General features: G+C 72.6%; 22 protein-coding genes. 13 read left to right on the plus strand and 9 right to left on the minus strand.

Going from position 1 to position 22,729, the window contains the following annotated elements; genetic code table 11:
* Positions 1 to 403 precede the first annotated feature (403 nt).
* The gene (locus FDP22_RS09625; protein ID WP_138571939.1) at positions 404 to 1,024 is read right to left on the minus strand and encodes a hypothetical protein; all 621 of its coding nucleotides are present in this window, start codon (positions 1,022 to 1,024) and stop codon (positions 404 to 406) included.
* A 234-nt stretch (positions 1,025 to 1,258) separates the two neighbouring features.
* Here FDP22_RS09625 and FDP22_RS09630 point away from each other — a divergent pair, with 234 nt between their 5' ends.
* Both FDP22_RS09630 and FDP22_RS09635 read left to right on the plus strand, forming a co-directional pair.
* Positions 1,259 to 2,041, plus strand: a complete 783-nt coding sequence (locus FDP22_RS09630; RefSeq protein WP_138571938.1) for a hypothetical protein — start codon at positions 1,259 to 1,261, stop codon at positions 2,039 to 2,041.
* 67 nt (positions 2,042 to 2,108) lie between these two features.
* Positions 2,109 to 3,554, plus strand: a complete 1,446-nt coding sequence (locus tag FDP22_RS09635) for a cobyric acid synthase (protein ID WP_138571937.1) — start codon at positions 2,109 to 2,111, stop codon at positions 3,552 to 3,554.
* A 36-nt stretch (positions 3,555 to 3,590) separates the two neighbouring features.
* On the opposite strand, the gene FDP22_RS09640 is transcribed toward FDP22_RS09635, so the two are convergent.
* The 4 genes from FDP22_RS09640 to FDP22_RS09655 all read right to left on the minus strand — a co-directional run bounded on the left by FDP22_RS09640 (position 3,591) and on the right by FDP22_RS09655 (position 6,878).
* A complete protein-coding gene (locus FDP22_RS09640; RefSeq protein ID WP_138571936.1) occupies positions 3,591 to 4,214 on the minus strand; it encodes a hypothetical protein in 624 nt (207 codons plus the stop codon).
* Positions 4,215 to 4,603: 389 nt separating this feature from the next.
* Positions 4,604 to 5,521 (minus strand): adenosylcobinamide-phosphate synthase CbiB, encoded by a 918-nt coding sequence (gene cbiB, locus FDP22_RS09645; protein ID WP_138571935.1) that lies wholly within the window; start codon positions 5,519 to 5,521, stop codon positions 4,604 to 4,606.
* Between the two features lie 14 nt (positions 5,522 to 5,535).
* Entirely contained in the window at positions 5,536 to 6,510 is a 975-nt protein-coding gene (locus tag FDP22_RS09650; protein WP_138571934.1) for an aminotransferase class I/II-fold pyridoxal phosphate-dependent enzyme, read from the minus strand.
* Positions 6,507 to 6,878: a DUF1636 family protein gene (locus FDP22_RS09655; RefSeq protein ID WP_138571933.1), complete on the minus strand. Its 372-nt coding sequence runs from the start codon at positions 6,876 to 6,878 to the stop codon at positions 6,507 to 6,509. The genes FDP22_RS09650 and FDP22_RS09655 overlap by 4 nt, the downstream gene beginning before the upstream one ends.
* A 775-nt stretch (positions 6,879 to 7,653) precedes the next feature.
* On the opposite strand from FDP22_RS09655, the gene FDP22_RS09665 reads away from it, so the two are divergent.
* The 5 genes from FDP22_RS09665 to FDP22_RS09685 all read left to right on the plus strand — a co-directional run bounded on the left by FDP22_RS09665 (position 7,654) and on the right by FDP22_RS09685 (position 13,689).
* The gene (locus tag FDP22_RS09665) at positions 7,654 to 9,006 is read left to right on the plus strand and encodes a DUF1800 domain-containing protein (RefSeq protein ID WP_138571931.1); all 1,353 of its coding nucleotides are present in this window, start codon (positions 7,654 to 7,656) and stop codon (positions 9,004 to 9,006) included.
* A 7-nt stretch (positions 9,007 to 9,013) separates the two neighbouring features.
* Positions 9,014 to 10,204: a DUF1501 domain-containing protein gene (locus tag FDP22_RS09670; RefSeq protein WP_138571930.1), complete on the plus strand. Its 1,191-nt coding sequence runs from the start codon at positions 9,014 to 9,016 to the stop codon at positions 10,202 to 10,204.
* Positions 10,205 to 11,141: 937 nt separating this feature from the next.
* Positions 11,142 to 11,849 carry a GNAT family N-acetyltransferase gene (locus tag FDP22_RS09675; RefSeq protein ID WP_138571929.1) on the plus strand — a complete coding sequence of 236 codons (708 nt, stop codon included), beginning with the start codon at positions 11,142 to 11,144 and terminating at the stop codon, positions 11,847 to 11,849.
* Positions 11,850 to 12,415: 566 nt separating this feature from the next.
* Positions 12,416 to 12,991: a nitroreductase family protein gene (locus FDP22_RS09680; protein ID WP_138571928.1), complete on the plus strand. Its 576-nt coding sequence runs from the start codon at positions 12,416 to 12,418 to the stop codon at positions 12,989 to 12,991.
* A complete protein-coding gene (locus FDP22_RS09685) occupies positions 12,988 to 13,689 on the plus strand; it encodes an EI24 domain-containing protein (RefSeq protein ID WP_239031738.1) in 702 nt (233 codons plus the stop codon). Before FDP22_RS09680 ends, FDP22_RS09685 begins: the two co-directional genes overlap by 4 nt.
* Positions 13,690 to 13,873: 184 nt before the next feature.
* Here FDP22_RS09685 and FDP22_RS09690 read toward each other — a convergent pair whose 3' ends face one another.
* The 4 genes from FDP22_RS09690 to mce all read right to left on the minus strand — a co-directional run bounded on the left by FDP22_RS09690 (position 13,874) and on the right by mce (position 15,682).
* Entirely contained in the window at positions 13,874 to 14,737 is an 864-nt protein-coding gene (locus tag FDP22_RS09690; RefSeq protein ID WP_170317644.1) for an alpha/beta hydrolase, read from the minus strand.
* 71 nt (positions 14,738 to 14,808) lie between these two features.
* Positions 14,809 to 14,955, minus strand: coding sequence for a hypothetical protein (locus tag FDP22_RS24460; protein ID WP_170317645.1), 147 nt, complete (start codon positions 14,953 to 14,955; stop codon positions 14,809 to 14,811).
* Between the two features lie 62 nt (positions 14,956 to 15,017).
* Positions 15,018 to 15,281 (minus strand): DUF1467 family protein, encoded by a 264-nt coding sequence (locus FDP22_RS09695; protein ID WP_138571926.1) that lies wholly within the window; start codon positions 15,279 to 15,281, stop codon positions 15,018 to 15,020.
* Positions 15,278 to 15,682 (minus strand): methylmalonyl-CoA epimerase, encoded by a 405-nt coding sequence (mce, locus tag FDP22_RS09700; protein WP_138571925.1) that lies wholly within the window; start codon positions 15,680 to 15,682, stop codon positions 15,278 to 15,280. The genes FDP22_RS09695 and mce overlap by 4 nt, the downstream gene beginning before the upstream one ends.
* Before the next feature lie 196 nt (positions 15,683 to 15,878).
* Here mce and FDP22_RS09705 point away from each other — a divergent pair, with 196 nt between their 5' ends.
* The 6 genes from FDP22_RS09705 to FDP22_RS09730 all read left to right on the plus strand — a co-directional run bounded on the left by FDP22_RS09705 (position 15,879) and on the right by FDP22_RS09730 (position 22,433).
* The gene (locus tag FDP22_RS09705; protein ID WP_138571924.1) at positions 15,879 to 16,751 is read left to right on the plus strand and encodes a hypothetical protein; all 873 of its coding nucleotides are present in this window, start codon (positions 15,879 to 15,881) and stop codon (positions 16,749 to 16,751) included.
* A 156-nt stretch (positions 16,752 to 16,907) separates the two neighbouring features.
* Positions 16,908 to 17,378, plus strand: coding sequence for a (2Fe-2S)-binding protein (locus FDP22_RS09710; protein WP_138571923.1), 471 nt, complete (start codon positions 16,908 to 16,910; stop codon positions 17,376 to 17,378).
* 229 nt (positions 17,379 to 17,607) lie between these two features.
* The gene (locus tag FDP22_RS09715) at positions 17,608 to 19,980 is read left to right on the plus strand and encodes a xanthine dehydrogenase family protein molybdopterin-binding subunit (RefSeq protein WP_138571922.1); all 2,373 of its coding nucleotides are present in this window, start codon (positions 17,608 to 17,610) and stop codon (positions 19,978 to 19,980) included.
* Positions 19,981 to 20,027: 47 nt separating this feature from the next.
* Positions 20,028 to 20,813: an FAD binding domain-containing protein gene (locus tag FDP22_RS09720; RefSeq protein ID WP_138571921.1), complete on the plus strand. Its 786-nt coding sequence runs from the start codon at positions 20,028 to 20,030 to the stop codon at positions 20,811 to 20,813.
* Between the two features lie 83 nt (positions 20,814 to 20,896).
* Positions 20,897 to 21,871, plus strand: coding sequence for a quinone oxidoreductase family protein (locus tag FDP22_RS09725; protein WP_138571920.1), 975 nt, complete (start codon positions 20,897 to 20,899; stop codon positions 21,869 to 21,871).
* 73 nt (positions 21,872 to 21,944) lie between these two features.
* On the plus strand, positions 21,945 to 22,433 hold the full coding sequence (locus tag FDP22_RS09730; RefSeq protein ID WP_138571919.1) for a hypothetical protein: 489 nt from the start codon (positions 21,945 to 21,947) through the stop codon (positions 22,431 to 22,433).
* Positions 22,434 to 22,729: the final 296 nt, after the last annotated feature.

The raw sequence follows: 22,729 nt of genomic DNA on the forward strand, positions 1-22,729 counted from the left end.
AGGCCCGCCGCACGGCCCCGTGCGGCGGGCCGTCCTGTCTTCGCCGCAGGGCCTCCGGCGGCCTCCCTCACCTGCGGCGCGACGCCCCGGCGACACGCAGTTCCCCCGCATGCGCCTGCCTGTTCCCTGTTCCCTGTTCCCTGTTCCCTGTTCCCTGATCCCTGATCCCTGATCCCTGATCCCTGATCCCTGATTCCCTGTTCCCTGTGCCCCGGCGCTGTGTGTCCCGCATTCGCTGAGCACGATCCCGCCGCGGCGGCGGCCAGCGCCGGAGGTGTCGATCATCGGGAGGACGGGCAGGCGGACCGGTCCGCGCGGTCCGTCGGGCGCGCGGTCCGGAGGGGCGGTGCGTGGGCGCGGCGTGGGAAGCCGGTGCGCTGTCCGCCGGGGGGAAGGCGCCGGGTCAGCATCCGGCCGCGCGCAGCAGGTCGAACTGGGCTGGCGGCGTGAAGCGGTCCAGGGCGAGGGCGGGGAGGCGGCCGCTGCGCAGCTCGTAGATGTCTCCCTCCCGCACGGCGACGACCTGCGCGGCCACGCGGCGCACCGGCAGGCATTCCCAGCCCTGTTCCGGCAAGTCGGCCCGCGCGCGGGCGCCATAGCGGCGGCAGAGCTTCGATTCCGCGCCGTGAAAGGCCGGCGAGGCCTTCGACAGCACTTCCGTCACCGATGTATCCGGCACGCGCCGGGGCGGCGGCGGCGGCTGCCCCGGCTTGCGGCGCAGCGGGTCCTCCACCCGCCAGACCCCCGGTACCGGCGCGCCGGCATGCGGTGCCCAGAGGGCGGACGTGCCGTCCCGGGCGAAATACTCCACCGCGAAGCCGGTGGCGGGGGCGAAGGTGAGATAGGTCCGGTCCGGCAGCGGATACCTCTCCACGGCCGGCTGCAGTACCATGTCGCTCGGATAGGGGCCGGTGCAGGCTGCGAGGATGAACCCCATCAGCAGGATGAAACGCCAGCCCGCCCAGCGCAGCGCCCGCCGGAGCGGCCCGGCGCGCCGGGCCCTGCGGCTCAGCCTCAGTGGCACGGGCGGGGGCCCCCCGCCCGGTGCCCGAGAGATGTGTCAACCCGCATGCACGCCTCCGCCCCGGTTTCACGGTTCCCGGGGCGGCAGCGCGCCGGCCCCGGTGCGCACAGAGTGGGGGCAGGGGGCTGAATAAAACGTGAAGGCGCGCGGGCATCCGCCGGGAAAGGGCTATATGGTCGTGCGGGCGCAGGATGCGGCGCGACACCGCAGGACGGGGACACCGGAGGAGAGGCCATGCAGCGCAGGATCGGAGATCGCCACCGCCACGCCGTCGGCGCCGGGCTGGCCGCGCTCTGCGTGCTGGCCGGCGGTGCGGGGCAGGTGGCCGGCTGGCAGGGGCTGGCCTGGAATGCGGATCTGCCGGAGCTGCGCGTCGCCCTGGGCGATGACGTGGCGCTGGTGCAGCCGGCGCGGGTCTACGGCGCGGGGCTGGAGGCGCCGCTGCGGCTGGAGACGGCCATGCTTGCCGGCCACGCCTTCCGCGCCTGGCTGCAACTCGACGAGAACGGTCTGCGACAGATCCTGTTCGACCCCCCGGGCCAGGAGGTCGGCTTCGACGACCTCGTCGCCCGGCTGGCGCAGGACTGGGGGCCGGCCGCGCGCTACTGCACGCGCCGCGCCGCCGGGCGGGTGGAGGCCGTGGAAGCCGTGTGGCGCCGGCCCGAGGGCACGCTGCATGCCGTGCTGCTGGACCCCGCGGCGCAGATGGCCCAGCGGCAGGAGGACGAGGGCCGCTTCTCCGCCCCGGCCACCGGCCCGCGCCCCAGCCTGCGCCTGCCCAGTGAGCCGCGCGACGCCTTCCCGCCCACCCCGGGCAGCGAGCGCCAGCGCATTCCGCCGCGCACCGACACCATTCCGCCGCCGCGCTTCTCCGCCCCGCCCGCCGTTCCGCCGACGCGCGATCCGGACAGGCCCTCGCCGCGCATCGGGCCGGACTACGGGCCGAACAGCCGGCTGCTCCTGCGCTGGCACGACCCGGAGGCGACCCGACTGGCTTCCGTCACCTGCGACCGCTGAGAGGCGGCTGGTGTCCGGGAGGGCGCGCGGGTAGGCTCGCGCCCGGCCGGGAATGACGGGGAGTGGCATGGCGAAGGCGCTGATGATCCAGGGGGCGGGGTCGAACGTGGGCAAGTCGATGCTGGTGGCCGGCCTGTGCCGGGCCGCCCTGCGCCGTGGCCTCACCGTGCGCCCGTTCAAGCCGCAGAACATGTCCAACAACGCGGCCGTCACCGCCGATGGCGGCGAGATCGGCCGGGCCCAGGCGCTGCAGGCGCTGGCCTGCGGCTGTGCGCCGCTCACCGACATGAACCCCGTGCTGCTGAAGCCGGAGACCGACCTGGGCGCCCAGGTGGTGGTGCAGGGCCGGCGCGTCGCCACCCTGCGCGCGCGCGACTATGCCGCGATGAAACCGCGCCTGCTGGCCGCGGTGCTGGAGAGTTTCACGCGGCTGAAGGCCGGGGCGGACCTGGTGATCGTGGAGGGCGCGGGCAGCCCGGCCGAGATCAACCTGCGCGCCGGCGACATCGCCAACATGGGCTTTGCCGAGGCGAGCGGCACCCCGGTGGTGCTGGTGGGCGACATCGACCGCGGGGGCGTGATCGCCCAGATCGTCGGCACGCGCGTGGTTCTGGCGGAGGCGGACGCGGCCCGGATATCCGGTGTGATGGTGAACAAGTTCCGCGGCGACCCGAGCCTGTTCGACGAGGGCATGGCCGAGATCGTGCGGCGCACCGGCTGGCCCTCCTTCGGGCTGGTTCCGTGGTTCGCGCAGGCGCATCGCCTGCCGGCGGAGGACGCGCTGGACATCGGCTCCACCCGGGGCGGGCCGCTGAAGATCGCCGTGCCGCTGCTGTCGCGCATCGCGAATTTCGACGATCTCGACCCGCTGAAGCTGGAACCCTCGGTGAGCGTGGAGATGGTGCCGCCGGGCCGGGCGCTGCCGGGCGACGCGACGGCGATCATCCTGCCCGGCTCCAAGAGCACGGCCGGCGATCTCGCCTTCCTGCGCGCGCAGGGCTGGGACGTGGACATCGCCGCGCACCTGCGCCGGGGCGGGCATGTGCTGGGCATCTGCGGCGGCTACCAGATGCTGGGCCGGGTGATCCGCGACCCCGGGGGAATCGAGGGGCCGCCGGGCGACATGCCGGGGCTGGGCCTGCTGGACGTGGAGACGGTGATGCACCCGAAGAAGCGGCTGGCGCAGGTTCGCGGCCGGCACCTGGCCAGCGGCGCCGCGCTCACCGGCTACGAGATCCATATCGGCGACACGCAGGGGCCGGACCTGTCGCGTCCCTGGCTGGAGATCGGGGGCCGCGCGGAGGGGGCGATGTCTGCCGACGGGCGCGTCTCCGGCGCCTACCTGCACGGCATCTTCGCCTCCGACGCCTTCCGCGCCGCCTGGATTGCCGGCCTGGGCGGGCAGGCCGGAACGCTGGCGTATTCCGCCGAGATCGACGCGACCCTGGACCGGCTGGCCGCCCATCTGGAAACCCATTGCGACGTGGCGGGCCTGCTGGCGCTCGCCCGCTGAGGGCCCGGACGGGGCGCGCGCCCGGGCGACGGGCGCTCAGGCGGCGTTGGTGCCGAAATATCCCGGGGCGGCCATGAACTTCGCCAGGCGGGCGGCCTCGGCCCAGTCACGCTCCTCGGCGCGGGTGCCGATCATCACCACGGCGTCGCCCGGCAGGTTCAGCGGGTCGAGCAGGGCGCGGATCGCGGCGCGGCCGGCGGCGGGGTGGGAGGCGTCCTCGGGCTCCGGGCCGGTGCCGGCGAAGCGCAGCTTCAGCTCGTCCTCCAGCAGGCCGGAGAGGCGGGCCGGATCCGTGTCGCGGTCGGTCATCAGCAGGCGCTCGCAGCGCTCCAGCGCGCCCAGCTTGCGGGTGACGGGCAGGGGCAGGGAGACGGTGCGCTGCAGCCGCAGCCCGATGGCCTCGCAGGTGAAGAGAAAGCCCACGATGTCCCGCCCGGTGCCCAGCAGGATCGAGGCATAGGCCGGGTAATCCAGCCCCAGTTCCCGCGCCCGGCGCACCCGGCGGCGCACCACCTCGAGCGGGATGGTGCCGACGAGCGATTTGCGCGCCGCCCCCCAGCAATGCCGCCGCCAGCTCGTGGCGGGGTCCAGCGGCGGGCCCTGGTTATGGCCGATGGCCGGCGGCGTTTCCCCGGCAAGCCTGCTGTAGGGCGATCTCATGCGTGCAGTCCTTCTCCGCGTCGACAGCACCGATGCTCGCCGAGCCGGAGGCGCTTGTCCAGCCCGCAGGGGCCGTATCCCGCACCCCGGCCAGCCGAGGCCCGCCCGGCCTCATGCGGCCTCATGCGGTACGGCCCCAACGGTCCAGCCTCTCGTCCCGTCAAACCTCGTCCCGCCTGGCCGCGCCCCGCCTGGCCCCGCCTGGCCGCAACCCGCCTGGCCACAACCCGCCCGTAAGCAACCTGCACAGGAGCAACCCGCCCGGCCGCAACCTTTGCGGCTGCATACCGCCCGGGCGGAAAGCCCGTCCGGCTGCATCCCGTCTGGCCGCGTCCTGTCCGGCGGAAGCCCGGCTGGCCGCAGCCCGTCAGGCCGCAACCCGTCGCGCCTCAGCCCGCCAGCGCCAGCAGCCCGAGCGCGAGCAGCACGATGCCCCAGGCCCGCCAGGTGAGGGCGACGGCACGGGCGATGTCGCGCGGGCCGGGGGTGCGGCTGCCGCCCGAGTTCATCCAGGGCGCCGCCACGGCGCGGCCCTCGTAGCTGCGCGGGCCGGCCAGCGCCACGCCGAGCGCTCCGGCCATCGCCGCCTCCGGCCAGCCGGCATTGGGCGAGGCGTGCTGGCGCGCCTCCGCGCGCATCCCCCTCCAGGCCGCCGTGCTGCGGGCCGCGAGGCAGATCAGCCCGCCGGTGAGCCGCGCGGGCGCCCAGTTCATCGCGTCGTCGAGCCGGGCGGCGGCCCAGCCGAACTCCCGATAGCGCGGGCTCATATGGCCGATCATCGAATCGGCGGTGTTCACCAGCTTGTAGAGCGCCAGCCCCGGCAGGCCGAGGAGAAGGAACCAGACGGCCGGGGCGATCACCCCGTCGGAGAAATTCTCCGCCGCGCTCTCGATGGCCGCGCGCGCCACGCCCGGCCCGTCCAGCGCCGTCACGTCACGCCCGACGATGCGCGACACCGCCAGCCGTCCCTCGGGCAGGCTGCGCGCCAGCGCCCCGGCCACGGCGGAGACATGGTCGGCCAGGCTGCGCTGGGCCAGCAGCGTGGCGGCGGCCACGGCCTCCAGCAGCCCCGCATCCGGCAGCGCGGCGATCAGCCCGCCCAGGAGCGCCGCGGCGGCACCGAGACCGAGGACCACCGCCACCCCGCGCGCCCGGCGTGCCGGGCCGTGGTTCAGCGCGGTCTCGGCGCGGGCCAGCGCGCGGCCCATCGCCACCACCGGGTGCGGCACGCGTGACCACAGCCACTCCGGTTCGCCGAACAGCGCGTCCAGCGCCAGCGCCACCAGCAGCATTTCGGCATGTGACATCGCGCCCCGCCCCCTCAGCGCGCGGCGAGCGCGGCGCGAAGCCGCTCCCACTCCGCCTCCGTGCCCGGCAGGCCGAAGCGCAGCAGCGTGTCGGACCAGGGAAAGCGCCGCACCAGCACCCGCGCGCGGGCCAGCGCCCGGACGCAGGCGGCCGCATCGGGGCAGGCGGCGAGGCGGAAGAGCGGCGTGCCGCCCGTCACGCGCAGCCCGGCCGAGCCGAGCAGCGTGTCGAGCCGGGCGGCATCCTGCGCCAGCCGCTGCCGGGTGGCCGCCGCCCAGGCCCGGTCGGAGAGCGCGGCGGTGCCGATCTCCAGCGCCGGGCCGGAGACGGCCCAGGGGCCGAGCGCGGCGCCGAGCGGGGCCAGCGCCGCCGCCGGGCCGATGGCGAAGCCGAGGCGCAGCCCGGCGAGGCCCCAGAACTTGCCGAAGCTCTTCAGGGTGATCTGCCGGCCATGCGGCAGCGCGCAGCCGGCCTGCGCATCCGCGAAGCTCTCGTCGACGATGAGCGGGCCGGGCCCGGCGGCGCTTGCCTGCCAGAGGCGGCCGTCGGGATTGTTGGGGTGGACCAGCACGGTGGTGTCCCCCGGGCCGGGCCGCGCGGCGAGCGGGCCGTCCTCCACCTGCCAGCCCGCGGCGCGGAAGGCGGCGGCGTGCTCGTTGTAGGTGGGGCCGGGAACATGCGCGCGGCCGGGCGCGCGGAGCCGGGGCAGCGCCGCGATCAGCGCGGAGGCACCGGCGGCCGGCAGCACCGCGTGGCTGTCCGGCACGGCCCAGAAGGCCCGGGCGGCCGCCTCCAGCGCCGCGAAGGCGCCGCGATCGGGCAGCCGGGTCCAGGCCGTGTCGGGAAGCGGCGGCAGCGGGAAGGGGCGGGGGTTGATCCCGGTCGAGAGGTCGAGCCACTCCTCCGGCCGCCCGCCCCAGAGCGCGGCGGCAGCGTCGCGCCCGCCGCCATGGTCGCGCTCCGGGGAGGAGGAGGGGTGGCCGGTCATGGCGCCGGCAGCGGCGGAATGCGCGCGACGAAATGCCCCTTCACCCCCTGGGGCCAGGCGCGGAACGGCACCTGGCCGCTCTCGCTCAGCGCGTGCTGGCGGGCGAAATCCACGATCGCCTCGGCGGCCTCCGCCTCGGGCAGGAAGCGTCCGAGCACGTAGGTGAGCTTGCCGGGCGCAGAGAGGGCGACGTTGCAGTGCCGCTCGCAGCCCATCAGGCAGGAATGGCGGCGCACGGCGACGGTTTCGCCGTCCGCGCCGCGCTCGATCATGGCAGCGAGCAGGGCCCCGCCGGTCTCGCCATCCGGCGAGAGCTTCTCCGCCTCGGAGAAGCGGCAGGTGTCGCAAATGGTGATCACGGTCTGCATGTGGCCGGGCTCCCTCGTCTGGCGTCCGGCGCAGGTCTAGCGGCAGGCCGCGCGGCTGGCAATCCTGCGGGCCGCGACCGGGGCTGCGGAGTGGCGGGAAGGGGATATGTCCGGGCCGCCCGGCGCGCTCCGGCCACGCCGCAGCCGGGGGAAGGGGGCGGAGCCCGAGCAGTTTCATGCGCCTGTCCCTCCGGGCCCGGTCCATGTGCGCGCCGTCCCGGGACGATTGCCGGTGGCGCAGGGACCGTGTCCGGGTGCTGGCCGGCCCGGGAAAACCGGGCAGATCCGCCCCGGGCGGGGCCTGTTGCCCCGGGGGCTGCGGGCTTCCGGACGGGCGGGGGCCTGGTGCCCCGGGGGATGCGGGCTTCCGGACGGGCGGAGACATGGGGGGCGAGCGCGGGCCACCCCGTGGGAGAGGCTGCGGTGGGGCCATCCGCGCCGGCTGGTTACAGTGACCGTGCCCATGCCCTTGGCCGTAGCCATAGCCATTGCCGTAACCGCAGCCGTAGCCGTAGCCGTAGCCGTAGCCGTAGCCGTAGACATGGACTTAGACATGATCCTGCCCCGCGCCCCGCGCCCTTGCACTGCGCGGCGTCTGCGGTGCGCGCGGAAAGCGCGCGGGCCGCGGGCAAATTCGCGTGAGGCGCGATCATGAGGGCTTGCCCGCCGCTGCTGCGCGCTACATCCTCCCGAAAGAGTGAACGACGGAGCCGGGCCGATGGTCCGTAGGTATCCGCGAGATCTTGAACCCCGAAAGATTCAGTGAAGAGGCGTCATGTCCATCAGCACTGCGACCCTTGCGACCCTGCGATACGGTTACGGTTTCCGACCCGGGGAGACCCCGCCCTCCGGCGCCGCCGACCTGCTGGCCCAGCTTGACGCACCCGACCCGATGATCGCGCGGGATCTCCCCGCGATCGCGGACTTCTACGAGAAGCTCAAGACCCGTCAGCGCGCGGTGAAGGCGAACGTGAAGGACGGCGACGGCGCCGTCTCGGACGATCTCAAGGCCGCGAACGAGGCCCTGCGCACGCTGCGCGACCCGCTGCAGGCCCGGCGCATCCTGTCGCCCGCGCTGTCGCCGCAGGGCTTTCGCGAGCGACTGGTGGCGTTCTGGGCCGATCACTTCACCGTGATCTCGCAGGGGCTCACCCTCAGCACGCTGGGGCCGCTGATGGTCGAGACCTCCATCCGCCCCCATGTGGCGGGCAAGTTCGACGAGATGCTCATCGCCTGCACGCTGGACCCGGCGATGCTGATCTACCTCGACCAGAACGTCTCCTTCGGTCCGGGCTCGCCGGCGGGGGAGCGCAACAAGCGCGGCCTGAACGAGAACCTCGCCCGCGAAGTGCTGGAGCTGCACACGCTCGGCGTGGGCGGCAGCTACACCCAGGCCGACGTGATCCAGTTCGCCGAGCTGCTCACCGGCTACACCGTGATGCCGATGGAGGGGATGGTCTTCGCCGCGAACCGCGCGGAGCCGGGGGCGGAGACCGTGCTCGGCGCCTCCTACGGCGGCAAGAAGCCGAACCCGGACGACGCGAAGAATTTCCTGCGCGACCTCGCCCGCAAGCCCGACACCGCGCGCCACATCGCCCGCAAGCTGGTGGTGCATTTCGTCTCCGACACGCCGCGGGACGACCATGTCGCCCAGGTGGCCGAGGCCTGGGGCGACGGCGGAGACCTGAAGGCGGTCTACGCCGCCCTGCTGGACCATGAGGCCGCCTGGGCCCCGCAACTGGTGAAGGCCCGCCAGCCGCTGGACTATTCCGTCGCCTGCCTGCGCGCCTTCGACGCGGTCTCCTTCGAGAAGCGCCGCCCCAAGCTTGCCCAGCAGACCAAGCGCTTCCTGCGCCTGATGGGCCAGCCGCTGATGGAGCCGGGCGGGCCGAACGGCTGGCCGGAGGAGGTGGACGCCTGGCTCACCCCGCAGGGGCTGGCGGGGCGCATCCGCTACGCGAAGTTCCTCTCCCAGCACTATGGCCGGAAGACCGACCCGCGCACCTTCCTGCAGGACACCCTGCAGGACGCGGCCGATGACAAGCTCACCTTCGCGGTCTCGGCCGCGGAGCAGAAGTGGGAGGGCATCTCGCTGACCCTCCTCTCCCCCGTGTTCAACCGCCGCTGAGGACGCCATGACCCGATCCTTCGATCCCAGCCGCCGCCGGTTCCTGGGAACCGGCCTCGCCCTTGGCTGTTCCGCCGCGGCGAGCCCGCTGTTCACCCCGGTCACCTTCGCCGCGGTGCCGGGCGACAACCGCCTCGTCGTCATCCTGCTGCGCGGGGCGATGGATTCGCTCGACGTGGTCCAGCCCTATGGCGACAAGGCCCTCGCGGGCATGCGCCCCACCCTGCTTACCGGCGAGAAGGGCGGCGCCTCCGATCTCGACGGCTTCTACTCCCTCCATCCGGCGCTGAACCCGCTCATGCCGCTGTGGAAGGCGGGCGAACTGGGCTTCGTGCACGCCGTCTCCACCCCCTACCGCGACCGCCGCTCCCATTTCGACGGCCAGGACCTGCTGGAGAACGGCAGCGCCAGCCCGGACGGCACCCTCACCCCCGGCCGTGACGGCTGGCTGAACCGCGCGCTGGGCATGATCCCGGGCGCGGACGTGCGCACCGCCTTCGCGGTGGGGCAGGAGGACATGCTGCTGCTGGAGGGGAAGGCGCCGGTCTCCGAGTGGTCGCCGGACGCGCAGCTGGACATGTCGCCCCAGGCGCATGACCTGCTGGACATGATCTACGCGAAGGACCCGGTGCTAAAGGCCGCGAGCGACGCCGCCTTCGCCCTCGCCAACGAGGAGAGCGGCGCGATGGAGGGCGAGAACCGGCTCGGCCCGGTGCCGTTGGCCCGCTACACCGCCGAGCAGCTCTCCCGCGAGAGCCGCATCGCGGCCTTCTCGCTCGGCGGCTGGGACACGCACCGCGCCCAGGGCCAGACCCTGCCGCGCGCGCTCCAGCAGCTCGCGGATGCCATCGTGACGCTGAAATCCGGCCTCGGCCCGGTGTGGGAGCGCACCACGGTGGTCTGCGTGACGGAGTTCGGCCGCACGGCGCGCGAGAACGGCTCGCGCGGCACCGACCACGGCACCGGCGGTGCGATGATCCTCGCCGGCGGGGCGGTGAAGGGCGGCAAGGTCTACGGCACCTGGCCGGGCCTCTCCGAAGGCAACCTCTTCGAGGACCGCGACCTGCAGCCCACCGACGACATGCGCCGCTGGCTGGGCTGGACCCTGCGCGACATGTTCGACATCGCCCCGTCCGACATCGAAAGCCGCGTCTTCCCCAAGCTTGACATGGGCAAGAACCCCGGCTTCCTCGCCTGAAATCGCCCCCGCCGCCACCCCGGCGGCGGGGGCCGATCAGCCCTGCCTCGCCCCGGCAGGAGGGCCGTCCGAAGCGCCCTGTCGCCACGCCGCAAGCGGGGCTCGCCGGAAGCGCCCGGCCGCCACCCCGGCGGGCTCCCCCCGAAGAGCCCGGCCATTGCTCCGACGGAGGGGCCTTCCCAAGTGCCCTGTCGCCGTGCCGCAGGCGGGTGTCTCCGGAGGAGCCCGGCCGCCATCCCGGCGGCGGCCACCCCGAATGGCCCGTCCACCCCCCGGCGGGGAACCCGCCGAAGGGCACGGCCGCTACCCTGCCAGCGGGGCCTCCCAAGAGGTTCTGCCGCCATGCCGCAGGTGGTCCTCTCCCGAAGGCCCGTCCATCTCCACTGGGGCCCCTTGAAACGCGCTGCCACCATGAAGGCGGCGGAGTGACCGGCGGGCCTCTGCCGGCCCTCTGACGGCGGCGCCCCCCGACACCTCTCCACGCCGTCGGGCGGACGCTTCCCCGCCTCTTGGCGGCACGCCGGAGGCCGGCCCCTTCGGACGGGGGTACGGGCCGGGCGCCCCTGAAGGCGGCAGGGTGACCGGCGGGCCTTTGCCGGCCCTCTGACGGCGGCACCCCTCGACACCTCTCCATGCCTTCGGGTGGACGCGTCCCCGCCTCTTGGCGGCATGCCGGAAGCCGGACCCTTCGGGCGTGCGGGCCGGGCGCCGCAGCTCCTGCCCTCGGGGTGCATGCGTGCGGGCATGAGCACCGCCGCCCTCTGCGCCCGTGCGATGCCTCCGCCGGCCCGGCCACGCGCCGGAAGCGGGGCGTGCGGCGTCGGGGGTGTGGGCCCTCCGGTCCCCATCGCCGTCCTGCACCGCAATGGGGCGCGAAATTGCGGACGCGGGCTGCCGGCGCTTGACCTCCGGCGCGGCATCGGCTCCAGTCATGCGCATGAACGATGAACGTCCGATCGGCCCTCCGGTTCTGAACTGGACCCCGCCGCCCCGCCCTGATCACCGGCCCTTCGACGGGCGATATGCGCGGCTCGAGCCGCTGAACCCGGCCCTGCACGCGGCTGAGCTCCACGCCGCCTTCGCCGAGGATGCCGGCGGCATGTGGGACTACATGCCCGTTGGGCCCTTTGCGGACGCCGATGCGTTTCGCGCCTGGGCCGACACCGCCGCCGCCGGCACGGACCCGCTGTTCTGGGCGATCCGCGACCATGAGAGCGAGAGCTGGGCCGGGGTGTTCTCCCTGCTGCGCATCGCGCCGGAGGCGGGCAGCATCGAGATCGGCTATATCGCCTTCGCGCCGCGCATGCAGCGCAGCCGGGCGGCCACCGAGGCGGTGTGGATGCTGATGTCCTGGGCCTTCCTGGCCGGCTACCGCCGCTTCGAGTGGAAGTGCAACGCGCTCAACGCCGCCTCCCGGCGCGCGGCCCAGCGCTACGGCATGAGCTACGAGGGCGTGTTCCGCCAGGCGGCGGTGGTCAAGGGCCATAACCGCGACACCGCCTGGTATGCCTGCATCGACCTGGAGTTCCCGCTCTTGCAGACCGCCTTCGAGGGTTGGCTGGCGGAGGAGAACTTCGATGCCGAGGGCCGGCAGATCCGCAGCCTCAGCGCGCTCACCGCACCCATCCTCGTGGCCCGCGGCTGATCCTCCCGGGGGGCGGAGGCGCCGCTTCCGCTGCCCCCGGTCCGTGCCGCGCCAGCCGTCCCGCCAGCGCCCGAAGCCGCCCGGGGGGATCAGCCGCGGGCGCACCGGCATGGTTCTGCCCCGCCGGGCGCCCGCCCCGCTCATCGGCCCTGACGGACACCGCGTGCGGGGAGGGTCCTGCCCGGCTGCATGACGCCGTCGCCCGCGCAGGCGGCCTGTCGCCGGGCTTGCCACCCGCGCCGCACGCGCGACCGGGAGGGGCGGAGCCCCGCTTCTCCGGCGCCGGGGCCGCAGGATAGCGGACCGGGTGGCGCGGCGTGCGGCGGGCGCCACCGGGGCCGCGCGGGAGCGGCCCGGATGGCGCGACGGGCGCTGACGCAGTGCGATGGCGCCACGGCCCGGGCAGCAGCGCCGGCGCACAAGTGGCACAGGGGCGGGCGCCCCCGGGAGGCCCAGCAGCCGGGGGCGTGCCGGTGACAGGTCATCGGCGGGTGCGGGCCGTGGCATGGCTTGACTTGGCGGCCCGGTACGAACACATCCAAGGCGCGCAACTGACCGGAGGTCCCATGCCCGCACCCCGCCCGGAAGTTCTGGACTTCCTGCTCACCCGCCGCTCCCACCCCGCCAGAAGCCTCACCGCCCCCGCGCCCGACAGGGCTGCGCTGGAGGGCCTGCTCACCGCCGCCGCCCGCACGCCGGACCATGGCATGCTGGTGCCGTGGCGCTTCATGGTGTTCCGCGGCGCCGCCCTGGCGCGGCTGGCCGGCGAGGCCGCGGCGCGGGCCATCGCGCTGGGCAAGCCGGAGGCGGATGTCGAGAAGGTGCGCGGCGTGTTCGCCGCCGCGCCGCTCATCGTCGGCGTGGTCTCGGCGCCGCAGGTCTCTCCGAAGATCCCGGAGGTGGAGCAGCGCCTGTCGGCCGGGGCCGTGTGCCTGTCGCTGGTCAACGCCGCCCTCGCAGACGGCTGGGGCGCGAGCTGGATCACCGGCTGGGCCGCCTTCGACCCGGAGTTCTGCGCGGCCCAGGGGCTGGCGCAGGGGGAATATTTCGCCGGGCTGGTCCATATCGGCACCGGGAGCGTGGCCCCCGCCGAGCGCCCCCGCCCGGATCTCGCCGCCATCACCGAATGGGTGGAGGCATGATCGTCGGGGATTTCTTCCGCGCCCTCTCCCAGCTCGCCGACAGCCGCTTCAGCTTCGTGCTGGTGAAGTCGCTGGCGCTGACCGTGGTGCTGCTGGTCGCCTCCTATTTCGGCGTGGGCTGGCTGGGCTCGCTGCTGCCGGCATGGGACGTGTCGGTGCCGCTGCTGGGCGACATCTCGCTGAGCATGGTGGCCACGGGCTTCGCCGTGGTCACGCTGATGCTCGCCTCGGCCTTCCTGATGTTTCCCATCGCCTCGATGTTCGTGGGCTTCTTCCTCGACGACATCGTGGAGGCGGTGGAGGAGCAGCATTATCCGCAGCTCCACGAGATCACCCCCCAGCCGATGCTGGAGGCGGTGCTGGACGCCTTGCGCTTCCTCGGCATCATGATCGTCGCGAACCTGATCGCGCTGGTGTTCTACGTGTTCTCGGGGCCGCTGGCGCCGCTGATCTTCTGGCTGGTGAACGGCTACCTGCTGGGCCGGGAATACTTCCAGATGATCGCGGTGCGCCGGATGCCCTCCGCCGAGGCGGAGACGCTGCGCAAGCGGCATTTCGGGCAGATCTGGATGGCGGGCACGCTGATGGCGGTGCCGCTGAGCATCCCGATCCTCAACCTCGTCATCCCGATCCTCGGCGTGGCCACCTTCACCCACCTCTATCACCGGCTCACCGGCACCCGCCCGCAGCCTGCCTGAGGCCGCACCGCCGCCCCTCACGGCCCCCCCGACTGCCTGCCGCCATCGGCACGGCGCGGGCCAGCGCGGCGGATGTCGGAGGGGCATCCGCCGCGACGCCCGTCCGGCGGGCTGCTCCCCGTGGGAGCCCAGCCGCGCTGGTGCCACAGCCGGGGTGGCGTGCCGCTGGCGAGGGAGCGCGTGTCTACCCGGCCGCCCGGGCGGAGCAGGGCGTGTCCGGGCCGGTGTGCATGAAACTGTCGATTTCGGCGAGCACCGGCGCGCGGCCCTTCAGGATCGGGGCGAGTGCCGAGGCGATGCCCACATGGCCGAGATCGGGGTAGAGCCGCAGCGTCACCGCGGTGCCGCCGGCCTCCAGCGCCCGGGCGAGGGCGGTGCTGTCCTGCGGCTCGACCACTCTGTCCTCCGCGCCATGCAGCAGCAGCGCCGGCGGGTGCGGGCCGGCGGCGAAGGCGATGGGCTGGCTCTGCGCCCGGGTGGCCTCGGGGAAGATGCGACGATAGCGGTCGTCCTGCAGCGGCAGGAAGTCATAGGGCCCGGCCAGGCCGATGAACCCGGCCACGTCGCGGCAGGGCTCCATCCCCTGCGCCCCCAGCCAGCGCGGATCGAGGGTGAGAAGCGCCGCGATCTGCGCCCCCGCCGAATGCCCGGCGAGATAGAGCGGGTGGCCGGGAAACCGCGCCCACAGCGCCGCCACCGCCGCCGCGCCATCTTCCACGAAGGCGGGAAACGTCACCCCGGGGGCCAGCCGGTAGGCCGGCAGCGCGGTGATCGAGCCGAGGGCGGCGAGGGACTGGCCGGCGAAGCGGTAGAGGTCCGGGCTGCCGCTGTCCCAGGATCCGCCGTGGAAGAACACGATCAGCGGCGCGTCAGCGGCCACGCCGCGCTCGGCATAGAGGTCGTAATATTGCAGGGGGTCGGGGCCGTAGGCCTGGTCGGGCACCGCGTCCACGTTCCGCGAGGCACCCAGTTCCGCCAGCACGTCGGCTCCGAGGGAGGTGCAGCCGGACAGCAGGAGGCTTGCAAGCAGGCCGGTCAGCCCCCTCACGCGAGGGGTTTTCCACGGCAGTCGGACCCGGGCACCGGCCCGGACCCGGTCATTGCGTCCGGCAAGGGGCGTCAGCTTCCGGCGGTCTTCGGATCGGCGGGCGGCAGCTCGGCGCTCTGGTCGGCCGGGGCCTTCGCACGCGCCCAGGGGCAGGCGGCGGCAGTGCCCACCACGGCCAGCATCGAACACACGGTCAGGAGGGCTGCAATCGTCTTCATCGGCGGGTCTCCTCTCTGCGGATGCGCCGGAGCATAGCACGCGCCGCCTGCCACGCGCCCAATCACATTCGATTGAAAAAGTCGATGTCGTGCACGGTGAGCGCGCCGGAGAGGATGAAGGCGCAGAGCGCCGCCCAGATCACCGTGCTCACCACCGTCACCCAGAAAAACTTGCGCCCCAGCCGCGGGTTCACCGGGGCGGAGGGGGCGGTTCCGGGGATGATCTCTCCGGTGTCGTTCTGGGTGGTCACCCGGATCGGCAGCGCGATGAACAGGCACATGAACCAGGTGACGGCGTAGAGCACGATGACGGAGGTGATGGTCATACCTGCTCCAGTTCGATGAGCGTGCCGTTGAAATCCTTCGGGTGCAGGAACAGCACCGGCTTGCCATGCGCGCCGATCTTCGGCTCGCCGGTGCCCAGAACCCGGGCGCCGGCGGCCTGCAGCCGGTCGCGCGCGGCCAGGATGTCCCCGACCTCGTAGCAGATGTGATGGATGCCGCCCGCCGGGTTCTTCTCCAGGAACCCGGCGATGGGCGAGGCGTCGCCCAGGGGGTACAGCAGTTCGATCTTGGTGTTCGGCAGCCCGATGAACACCACGGTCACGCCGTGATCGGGCTCGTCCTGCGGCGGGCCCACCGTCGCGCCCAGCGTGTCGCGATACTGGGCCGCGGCCGCCTCCAGGTCGGGAACGGCAATGGCGACATGGTTCAGGCGTCCGATCATCGCGGTGGTCCTCCGGCCCCTGGGGTTCTGTTCTTTGAAACAGGCCTAGCCGCCGCGCGCGCCTCATGCAAGCGCGGCGCGGGGGGCGGGACGCCGGGCCGCAGGCCCCCCCGGCGCCGATGTGCGCTGGCGCACAGCCCCGCGGCCGCTCTTCGCGGCATCCTGCCCGCCGGACAGGGACGGGAGGAGACGGGACATGGAAAAGGCGAACTGGGTTGCGGTCCTCGCGGCCGGAGTGTCAATCTTCTCGGCCGTTGCCGCCTGGCAGTCCAGCCGCCAGGCGGCCGCGCTGAAGGAGCGCGAGTTCGCCACCGAGAAGACACTGGAGATCCTCAGCTCGGTCTATTCCGAGGTGCTGGAGGCCCAGCAGGACCAGGTGCGGGCGAAGTGGAGCTGCTTCTTCGTCGAGACCCTGGCGCGGACGGAGGAGCGCGCGGTCACGGGCGGCCCGAACCCCGAGCAGGCGCCGCGCTTCGTGCGCGGGTTCGTCGATGACGTGACCCGCGCGGGGCTCTGGAATTCGAGCTGCGCACCGCGGCTGGAGGCGCTGGTCTCCGGCGCCGATCCGCAGGAAACCTATGCTGCCGCCTACGGCCCCCCGCCCGAGGCGATGGTGATCGTGCCCCGCGAGGACGCGGATGCAGGCGGCACGCCTCCCGCCGCGGTGCCGCAGCCCGATCCGCGGCCCGCGCCGGGCGTCTCTCCGGGCACGGAGCGGGTGGCCATCGGCCGCTGGCATGCGCTCATCGCCTCCTACGACGTGACGGAGAAGGGCTGCCGCCAGGCAACGGACGACGTGGACTGGGCGGCCAAGGCCCTCGCGGCCCCTGCGTTCAGAGGTGCGTACGACGGGCGCACGGTCTCGGTGGTGCGCACCACCATCTCCAACAATTACGTGGCCACGGTGGACGCGGGCGACGACCGCGGCGTCGCCGATGCCCTCGTCACCGCCATCCGCACGGCGGCGGCGGACCGGCGCGACGGCACGGGCCGGGACTCCTACGCCCAGGGCAACCGGAACTGGCAGATCGACCCCGGCTGCGACCACCGCGCCACGGTCGGCGGCTGAGCTGCGGCACGGCCGTTTACGACCAAGGGCGCAATTCTCCCCGAAACCCCTTGCCGCCGGGGACGCTGCCCGTCAAAAGTGTGCGCAATCGAAGGTGGTTGCGAGACTCGGACTTCCGCCATAGGCTCGCGAAAACTCTGAAACGGGGAGAATGTCATGACCTCAGTTACCATGACGGTGAACGGCAAGAAGATGTCAGGCGAGGTCGAAGGCCGGACCCTGCTGGTCCAGTTCCTGCGCGATACGCAGGGGCTCACCGGGACCCACGTGGGCTGCGACACGTCCCAGTGCGGCGCCTGCGTGGTGCACGTGGACGGGCTGGCGGTGAAGGCCTGCACCATGCTGGCGCAGGAGGCCGAGGGCGCGCAGGTCACCACCATCGAGGGCATGGCGAATGCCGATGGCTCGCTCAGCGTGATCCAGCAGGCCTTCCAGGACCACCACGGCCTGCAGTGCGGTTTCTGCACCCCGGGCATGGTGATGTCCGCCGCGGACCTGCTCAAGACCAACGCGGACCCCTCGGAGACCGAGATCCGCGAGTATCTCGAGGGCAACATCTGCCGCTGCACCGGCTACCACAACATCGTGAAGTCGATCCAGGCCGCCGCAGCCAGCCTGCGCGGCTGAGCCCCGGCGCGCCGCCCCCGCCGGGGCCGGCGCCCTCTGCCCGCAGACGGGCAGGACGAGACCAGTGGGGAGCGGCGCCATGACGCCGCTCCGGGGGGCCAGCCCTCCCGCCCCAAGGGGCCAGACCCCACCCCAGCCCATCAAGACCCCGCACCGGCGCATGCGCCGTGACAAGAACGCGGGTCGGACAATCCGGGAGCCCCGCGCTCCCTGCCAGGGAGAAGAAACAATGCCGAAGGATCATGACGGGATCGGTGCCTCCACCAAACGGCGCGAGGACGTGCGCTTCCTCTCCGGAGCAGGGCGCTACACCGACGACATCAACCTGCGCGGACAGGCTTACGCCTATTTCCTGCGCTCCTCCGTGGCCCACGGAAACCTCACCTCCGTCGACACCGCCGAAGCCGAGGCCATGCCCGGCGTGGTCCGCATCTTCACCGCGAAGGATTTCGAGGGCGTGGGCGGGCTGCCCTGCGGCTGGCAGGTGACCGACCGGTTCGGCCAGCCGATGAAGGAGCCCGGCCACCCGGTGCTCGCCACCGGCAAGGTGCGCCATGTGGGCGACCCGATCGCCGTGGTGGTGGCCGAGAGCCTGGCGCAGGCGAAGGACGCCGCCGAGGCGATCCTGGTCGACATCGACGAGCTTCCGGCCGTCATCGACATGAAGGCCGCCGTGGCCGGGGGCTCGGCCCTCGTGCATGACGATGTGCCCGACAACCTGTGCTACGACTGGGGCTTCGTGGAGGAGAACCGCGACGCGGTGGACGCCGCCATCCGGGGCGCGCACCATGTCACCACGCTGGAACTGGTGAACAACCGCCTGGTGGCGAACCCGATGGAGCCGCGCGTGGCCGTGGGCGATTATGACCGCACCACCGGCGAGCACACGCTCTACACCACCTCGCAGAACCCTCACGTCATCCGCCTGCTGATGGGCGCCTTCGTGCTGGGTATCCCGGAGAACAAGCTGCGCGTGGTCGCCCCCGACGTGGGCGGCGGCTTCGGCACCAAGATCTTCCACTACGCGGAGGAGGCCTTCTGCACCTTCGCCGCCAAGGCGGTGAACCGCCCGGTGAAATGGACCTGCGACCGCTCGGAGGCCTTCATCACCGATTGCCACGGCCGCGACCATGTGACGAAGATCGAACTGGCGCTGGACGCGGAGGGCAAGTTCCTCGCCGTGCGCACCGACACGCTGGCGAACATGGGCGCCTATCTCTCCACCTTCGCGCCCTCGGTGCCCACCTGGCTGCACGGCACGCTGATGGCGGGGAACTACACCACGCCGCTGGTCTACGTGAACGTCCGGGCCGTCTTCACCAACACCGTGCCGGTGGACGCCTATCGCGGCGCCGGGCGGCCGGAGGCCACCTTCCAGCTCGAACGCGTCATCGACAAGGCGGCGCGCGAGCTCGGCATCGACCCGATCGAGCTGCGCCGGCGCAACTTCATCAAGCCCGAGCAGTTCCCCTACCAGACCCCCGTCGCCGTGGTCTACGACACCGGCAACTACCACGCCACGATGGACAAGCTGGTGGAGATCGCCGACGTGGCGGGCTTCCCCGCCCGCCGTGCGGCCTCCGAGGCGAAGGGCAAGCTGCGCGGCTTGGGCATCGCGCATTACATCGAGGCCTGCGGCATCGCGCCCTCGCAGCTCGTCGGCCAGCTCGGCGCCCGCGCCGGCCTCTACGAGAGCGCCACCGTGCGGGTGAACGCCACCGGCTCGATCTCGGTCTACACCGGCTCGCACAGCCACGGGCAGGGGCATGAGACCACCTTCCCGCAGGTGGTGGCCCAGATGCTGGGCATCGATGCGAGCCAGGTCGACATCGTGCATGGCGACACCTCGAAGATCCCGATGGGCATGGGCACCTACGGCTCGCGCTCCATCGCGGTGGGGGGCTCGGCAATGTTCCGCGCCACGGAGAAGATCATCGCCAAGGCGAAGAAGATCGCCGCCCACCTCATGGAAGCCTCCGAGACGGACGTGGAGCTGGCCGACGGCAAGTTCTCCGTGAAGGGCACCGACAAGTCCGTCGCCTGGGCGGAGGTCTGCCTCGCCGCCTACGTGCCGCACAACTACCCGCTGGAGAGCATCGAGCCCGGGCTGGAGGAAACCTCCTTCTACGACCCCTCCAACTTCACCTACCCCTCCGGCGGCTATGCCTGCGAGGTGGAGGTGGACCCGGAGACCGGGAAGGTCGAGATCCTCGCCTTCTCCGCGGCGGATGATTTCGGCAATGTCATCAACCCGATGATCGTGTCGGGCCAGGTGCATGGCGGTATCGCCCAGGGCATCGGCCAGGCGCTGCTCGAACAGGCGGTCTATGACGAAAATGGCCAGCTTCTGACCGGATCCTATATGGACTATGCGATGCCGCGCGCCGATGATGTGCCGATGTATGCCGTCGATCACAGCTGCGTCACGCCCTGCACCCACAATCCGTTGGGGGTGAAGGGCTGCGGTGAGGCCGGGGCCATCGGCTCGCCGCCCGCCGTGGTGAACGCGGTGATCGACGCCCTCTCCGCCAGGGGGGTCACGCATATCGACATGCCGCTCACGCCGGCCCGGGTCTGGGCGGCGATGAATGCGGCAGGGTGAAGACCGGGACGTGAGGAACGGGCACGACCCGTCCAAGGAGATGAGACATGTATGATTTCGAATTCGTGAAACCGGCCAGCGTCGCGGACGCCCTGGCGGCCCTCAACGACGAGGACGCGAAGCCCCTCTCCGGCGGCCAGACCCTGCTGCCGACCATGAAGCAGCGCCTCGCCATGCCCACGAAGCTGGTGAGCCTCGCGGGCATGGCCGAGCTGATCGGCGTCTCCGCCGAGGGCGGCGTGCTCACCGTGAAGGGCGCCACGCCGCACGCGAAAGTGGCCGTGGAGGCCACCGCCTATCCGGCGCTCGCGGCCCTCGCCTCCCACATCGGTGACCCGGCGGTGCGCAACCGCGGCACCATCGGCGGCAGCCTCGCCAACAACGACCCCTCGGCCTGCTACCCGGCCGCGGCGCTGGCCTCGGGGGCGACCATCGTCACCAATGCCCGCGAGATCCCGGCGGACGAGTACTTCCAGGGCATGTTCACCACCGCGCTGGAGGAGCACGAGATCATCACCGCGGTGAAGTTCCCGATCCCGGAGGCGGCGAACTACCAGAAGTTCGTGCAGCCGGCCTCGCGCTTCGCCCTCGTGGGCGTGTTCGTGGCGAAATACGCGACCGGCGTGCGCGTGGCCGTGACCGGTGCCTCCGAGGAGGGCGTGTTCCGCTGGACCGAGGCCGAGGAGGCGCTCTCCGCCAGCTTCACGCCGGAGGCGGTGGCCGGGCTGAAAGCCTCCGCCGAGGGGCTGATCGGCGATATCCACGGCACGCCGGAATACCGCGCCCACCTGATCGGCGTGATGACGAAACGCGCCGTCGCCGCCGCGGCCTGAGCGCCGCTTCGCATGCCACGCCGGCCCCGGCCCGTCACGGCCGGGGCTGCCGCGTCTCTGCAACCCTCCCGGGAGTATCGGCCATGGCCAAGGCAATCCGCATTTCCTCCTTCGGTGGCCCCGAAGTGCTCGAATACGTCGACGTGGAGGTGGGGCAGCCGGGCCCGGGCGAGATCCGCCTCTCCCAGCGCGCCGTGGGGCTGAACTACATCGACGTCTACCAGCGCACCGGCCTCTACAAGCTGCCGCTGCCGGCGGTGATCGGGCTGGAAGGCGCCGGGATCGTCACCGCCGTGGGCGAAGGCGTCACCCATCTCTCGGAGGGGGACCGCGTGGCCTATGCCGCCGCCGCTCCCGGCGCCTATGCCGAGGAGCGGGTGATGCCGGCCGCGCAGGTCGTCGCCCTTCCTCCCGAGCTCTCCTTCGAGCAGGGCGCCGCGATGATGCTGCAGGGCCTCACCGTGCAGTACCTGTTCCGCTCCACCGCCAGCCTCGCGCCGGGCGACACGGTGCTGTTCCACGCCGCTGCCGGCGGGGTCGGGCTCATCGCCTGCCAGTGGGCGCGCGCCATGGGGCTGCGCCTCATCGCCACCGCGGGCACGGACGAGAAATGCGCCCTCGCGAAGGCCCATGGCGCGGCGGAGGCCATCAACTACGCCACCTCCGATTTCACCGCCGCGGTGAAGGAGCTCACCGATGGCCGCGGCGTGCCGGTGGTGATGGATTCGGTCGGCGCCAGCACCTGGGAAGGGTCGCTGAACTGTCTCTCGCCGCGCGGGCTGATGATCACCTTCGGCAATGCCTCCGGCCCGGTGCCGCCGTTCAGCGTGTCCGAACTGGCGGCCAGGGGCTCGCTCTACGTCACCCGCCCGACGCTCTTCACCTACATCGCCGAGCCCGGCTCCGCGCAGGACCGTGCGGCGGACCTGTTCGACATGGTGTTGAGCGGCAAGGTGAAAATCGACATCGCCCGCATCCGCCCGCTGGCGGAGGCGGCCGATGCCCACCGCGACCTCGAGGCGCGCCGCACCACGGGCACGACGGTCTTCACCCTCTGATCACCCTTTCACGGCATGCTGCGCGCCGGGCGGGCAAGACGGGGCAGGCGGGACAATTCGGAAGGTCCGGACCATGACACGAACAGTTTCGATCCGCGCGGCAAGCCTCATGGGGCTCGCCGCCGCTCTCCTGCTCGGCGGCTGCGCCGACAGCCCGCCCGAGGGCGCCGCGGACACCGGCGCCCTGCCGCCGGCCACGCTGAACGGAGCGGAAGTCGTCACCGGCCCGGACAAGCCGAGCCCCGAGGCGCTGGACCGGGCAGAGGCGGTGTCGGACGCGGCAGCCGCCACCACCGGCGCCCATGCCGATGTCGGCCCCCGGGCCCGCGAGATCGGCGAGCGTGAGCGCGAGCTGGCCCTCGTGCGCCGCAAGCTGGTGAGCCAGCGCCACACGCTGCGCCAGCGCCGCGTTGCCGTGGACCCGGGGCTGGACGCCGAGGTCCTTGCTGCGACCACCGCACGGCCGAGCGCCACAGAGCCCGCGGCCCGGCTGGCGGAGATCAACGCCGCCATTCTCGACGCGCGCAACCTGTCGGACCGGCTCGCGGCCCTCCTGTCCTGACGGGCGCCCCGTGGCACGGGGATTCAACCGCAAGCCGTTCCGGCGTCTCGGGGTTAACACCTGATTATCAAATCCGCGCTCCAATGAGTGTCCGGGGGAATCGAGGTGGCCGCCGGCCGGGACGGGCAGCGCCACCATGATCTCCGCCATGAAAGGCCCACCGGCCGGCACTGCCTGCCGGAGAGGCGCTCGGGGAAGAGAGATGGTAACGCAAGAACATCTTCAGGATCTGGAATTGCTTGCTGCAATGATACGGCGCCGGCGACATGCCCAACTCATCGCGAGCCCCGGCCGAT

Source organism: Paroceanicella profunda (assembly GCF_005887635.2).
GTDB classification, from domain to species: Bacteria; Pseudomonadota; Alphaproteobacteria; order Rhodobacterales; family Rhodobacteraceae; genus Paroceanicella; species Paroceanicella profunda.

Excerpts from the sequence above, each read along its gene's own strand:
- FDP22_RS09680 (WP_138571928.1), top strand. The coding sequence starts at position 12,416 with ATGCCCGCACCCCGCCCGGAAGTTCTGGACTTCCTGCTCACCCGCCGC.
- FDP22_RS09725 (WP_138571920.1), top strand. The coding sequence starts at position 20,897 with ATGGCCAAGGCAATCCGCATTTCCTCCTTCGGTGGCCCCGAAGTGCTC.
- FDP22_RS09665 (WP_138571931.1), top strand. The coding sequence starts at position 7,654 with ATGTCCATCAGCACTGCGACCCTTGCGACCCTGCGATACGGTTACGGT.
- FDP22_RS09635 (WP_138571937.1), top strand. The coding sequence starts at position 2,109 with ATGGCGAAGGCGCTGATGATCCAGGGGGCGGGGTCGAACGTGGGCAAG.
- FDP22_RS24460 (WP_170317645.1), bottom strand. The coding sequence starts at position 14,955 with ATGAAGACGATTGCAGCCCTCCTGACCGTGTGTTCGATGCTGGCCGTG.
- FDP22_RS09685 (WP_239031738.1), top strand. The coding sequence starts at position 12,988 with ATGATCGTCGGGGATTTCTTCCGCGCCCTCTCCCAGCTCGCCGACAGC.
- FDP22_RS09675 (WP_138571929.1), top strand. The coding sequence starts at position 11,142 with ATGAACGATGAACGTCCGATCGGCCCTCCGGTTCTGAACTGGACCCCG.
- FDP22_RS09730 (WP_138571919.1), top strand. The coding sequence starts at position 21,945 with ATGACACGAACAGTTTCGATCCGCGCGGCAAGCCTCATGGGGCTCGCC.
- FDP22_RS09705 (WP_138571924.1), top strand. The coding sequence starts at position 15,879 with ATGGAAAAGGCGAACTGGGTTGCGGTCCTCGCGGCCGGAGTGTCAATC.
- cbiB (WP_138571935.1), bottom strand. The coding sequence starts at position 5,521 with ATGTCACATGCCGAAATGCTGCTGGTGGCGCTGGCGCTGGACGCGCTG.
- mce (WP_138571925.1), bottom strand. The coding sequence starts at position 15,682 with ATGATCGGACGCCTGAACCATGTCGCCATTGCCGTTCCCGACCTGGAG.
- FDP22_RS09670 (WP_138571930.1), top strand. The coding sequence starts at position 9,014 with ATGACCCGATCCTTCGATCCCAGCCGCCGCCGGTTCCTGGGAACCGGC.
- FDP22_RS09715 (WP_138571922.1), top strand. The coding sequence starts at position 17,608 with ATGCCGAAGGATCATGACGGGATCGGTGCCTCCACCAAACGGCGCGAG.
- FDP22_RS09695 (WP_138571926.1), bottom strand. The coding sequence starts at position 15,281 with ATGACCATCACCTCCGTCATCGTGCTCTACGCCGTCACCTGGTTCATG.
- FDP22_RS09710 (WP_138571923.1), top strand. The coding sequence starts at position 16,908 with ATGACCTCAGTTACCATGACGGTGAACGGCAAGAAGATGTCAGGCGAG.
- FDP22_RS09650 (WP_138571934.1), bottom strand. The coding sequence starts at position 6,510 with ATGACCGGCCACCCCTCCTCCTCCCCGGAGCGCGACCATGGCGGCGGG.
- FDP22_RS09720 (WP_138571921.1), top strand. The coding sequence starts at position 20,028 with ATGTATGATTTCGAATTCGTGAAACCGGCCAGCGTCGCGGACGCCCTG.
- FDP22_RS09655 (WP_138571933.1), bottom strand. The coding sequence starts at position 6,878 with ATGCAGACCGTGATCACCATTTGCGACACCTGCCGCTTCTCCGAGGCG.
- FDP22_RS09630 (WP_138571938.1), top strand. The coding sequence starts at position 1,259 with ATGCAGCGCAGGATCGGAGATCGCCACCGCCACGCCGTCGGCGCCGGG.
- FDP22_RS09640 (WP_138571936.1), bottom strand. The coding sequence starts at position 4,214 with ATGAGATCGCCCTACAGCAGGCTTGCCGGGGAAACGCCGCCGGCCATC.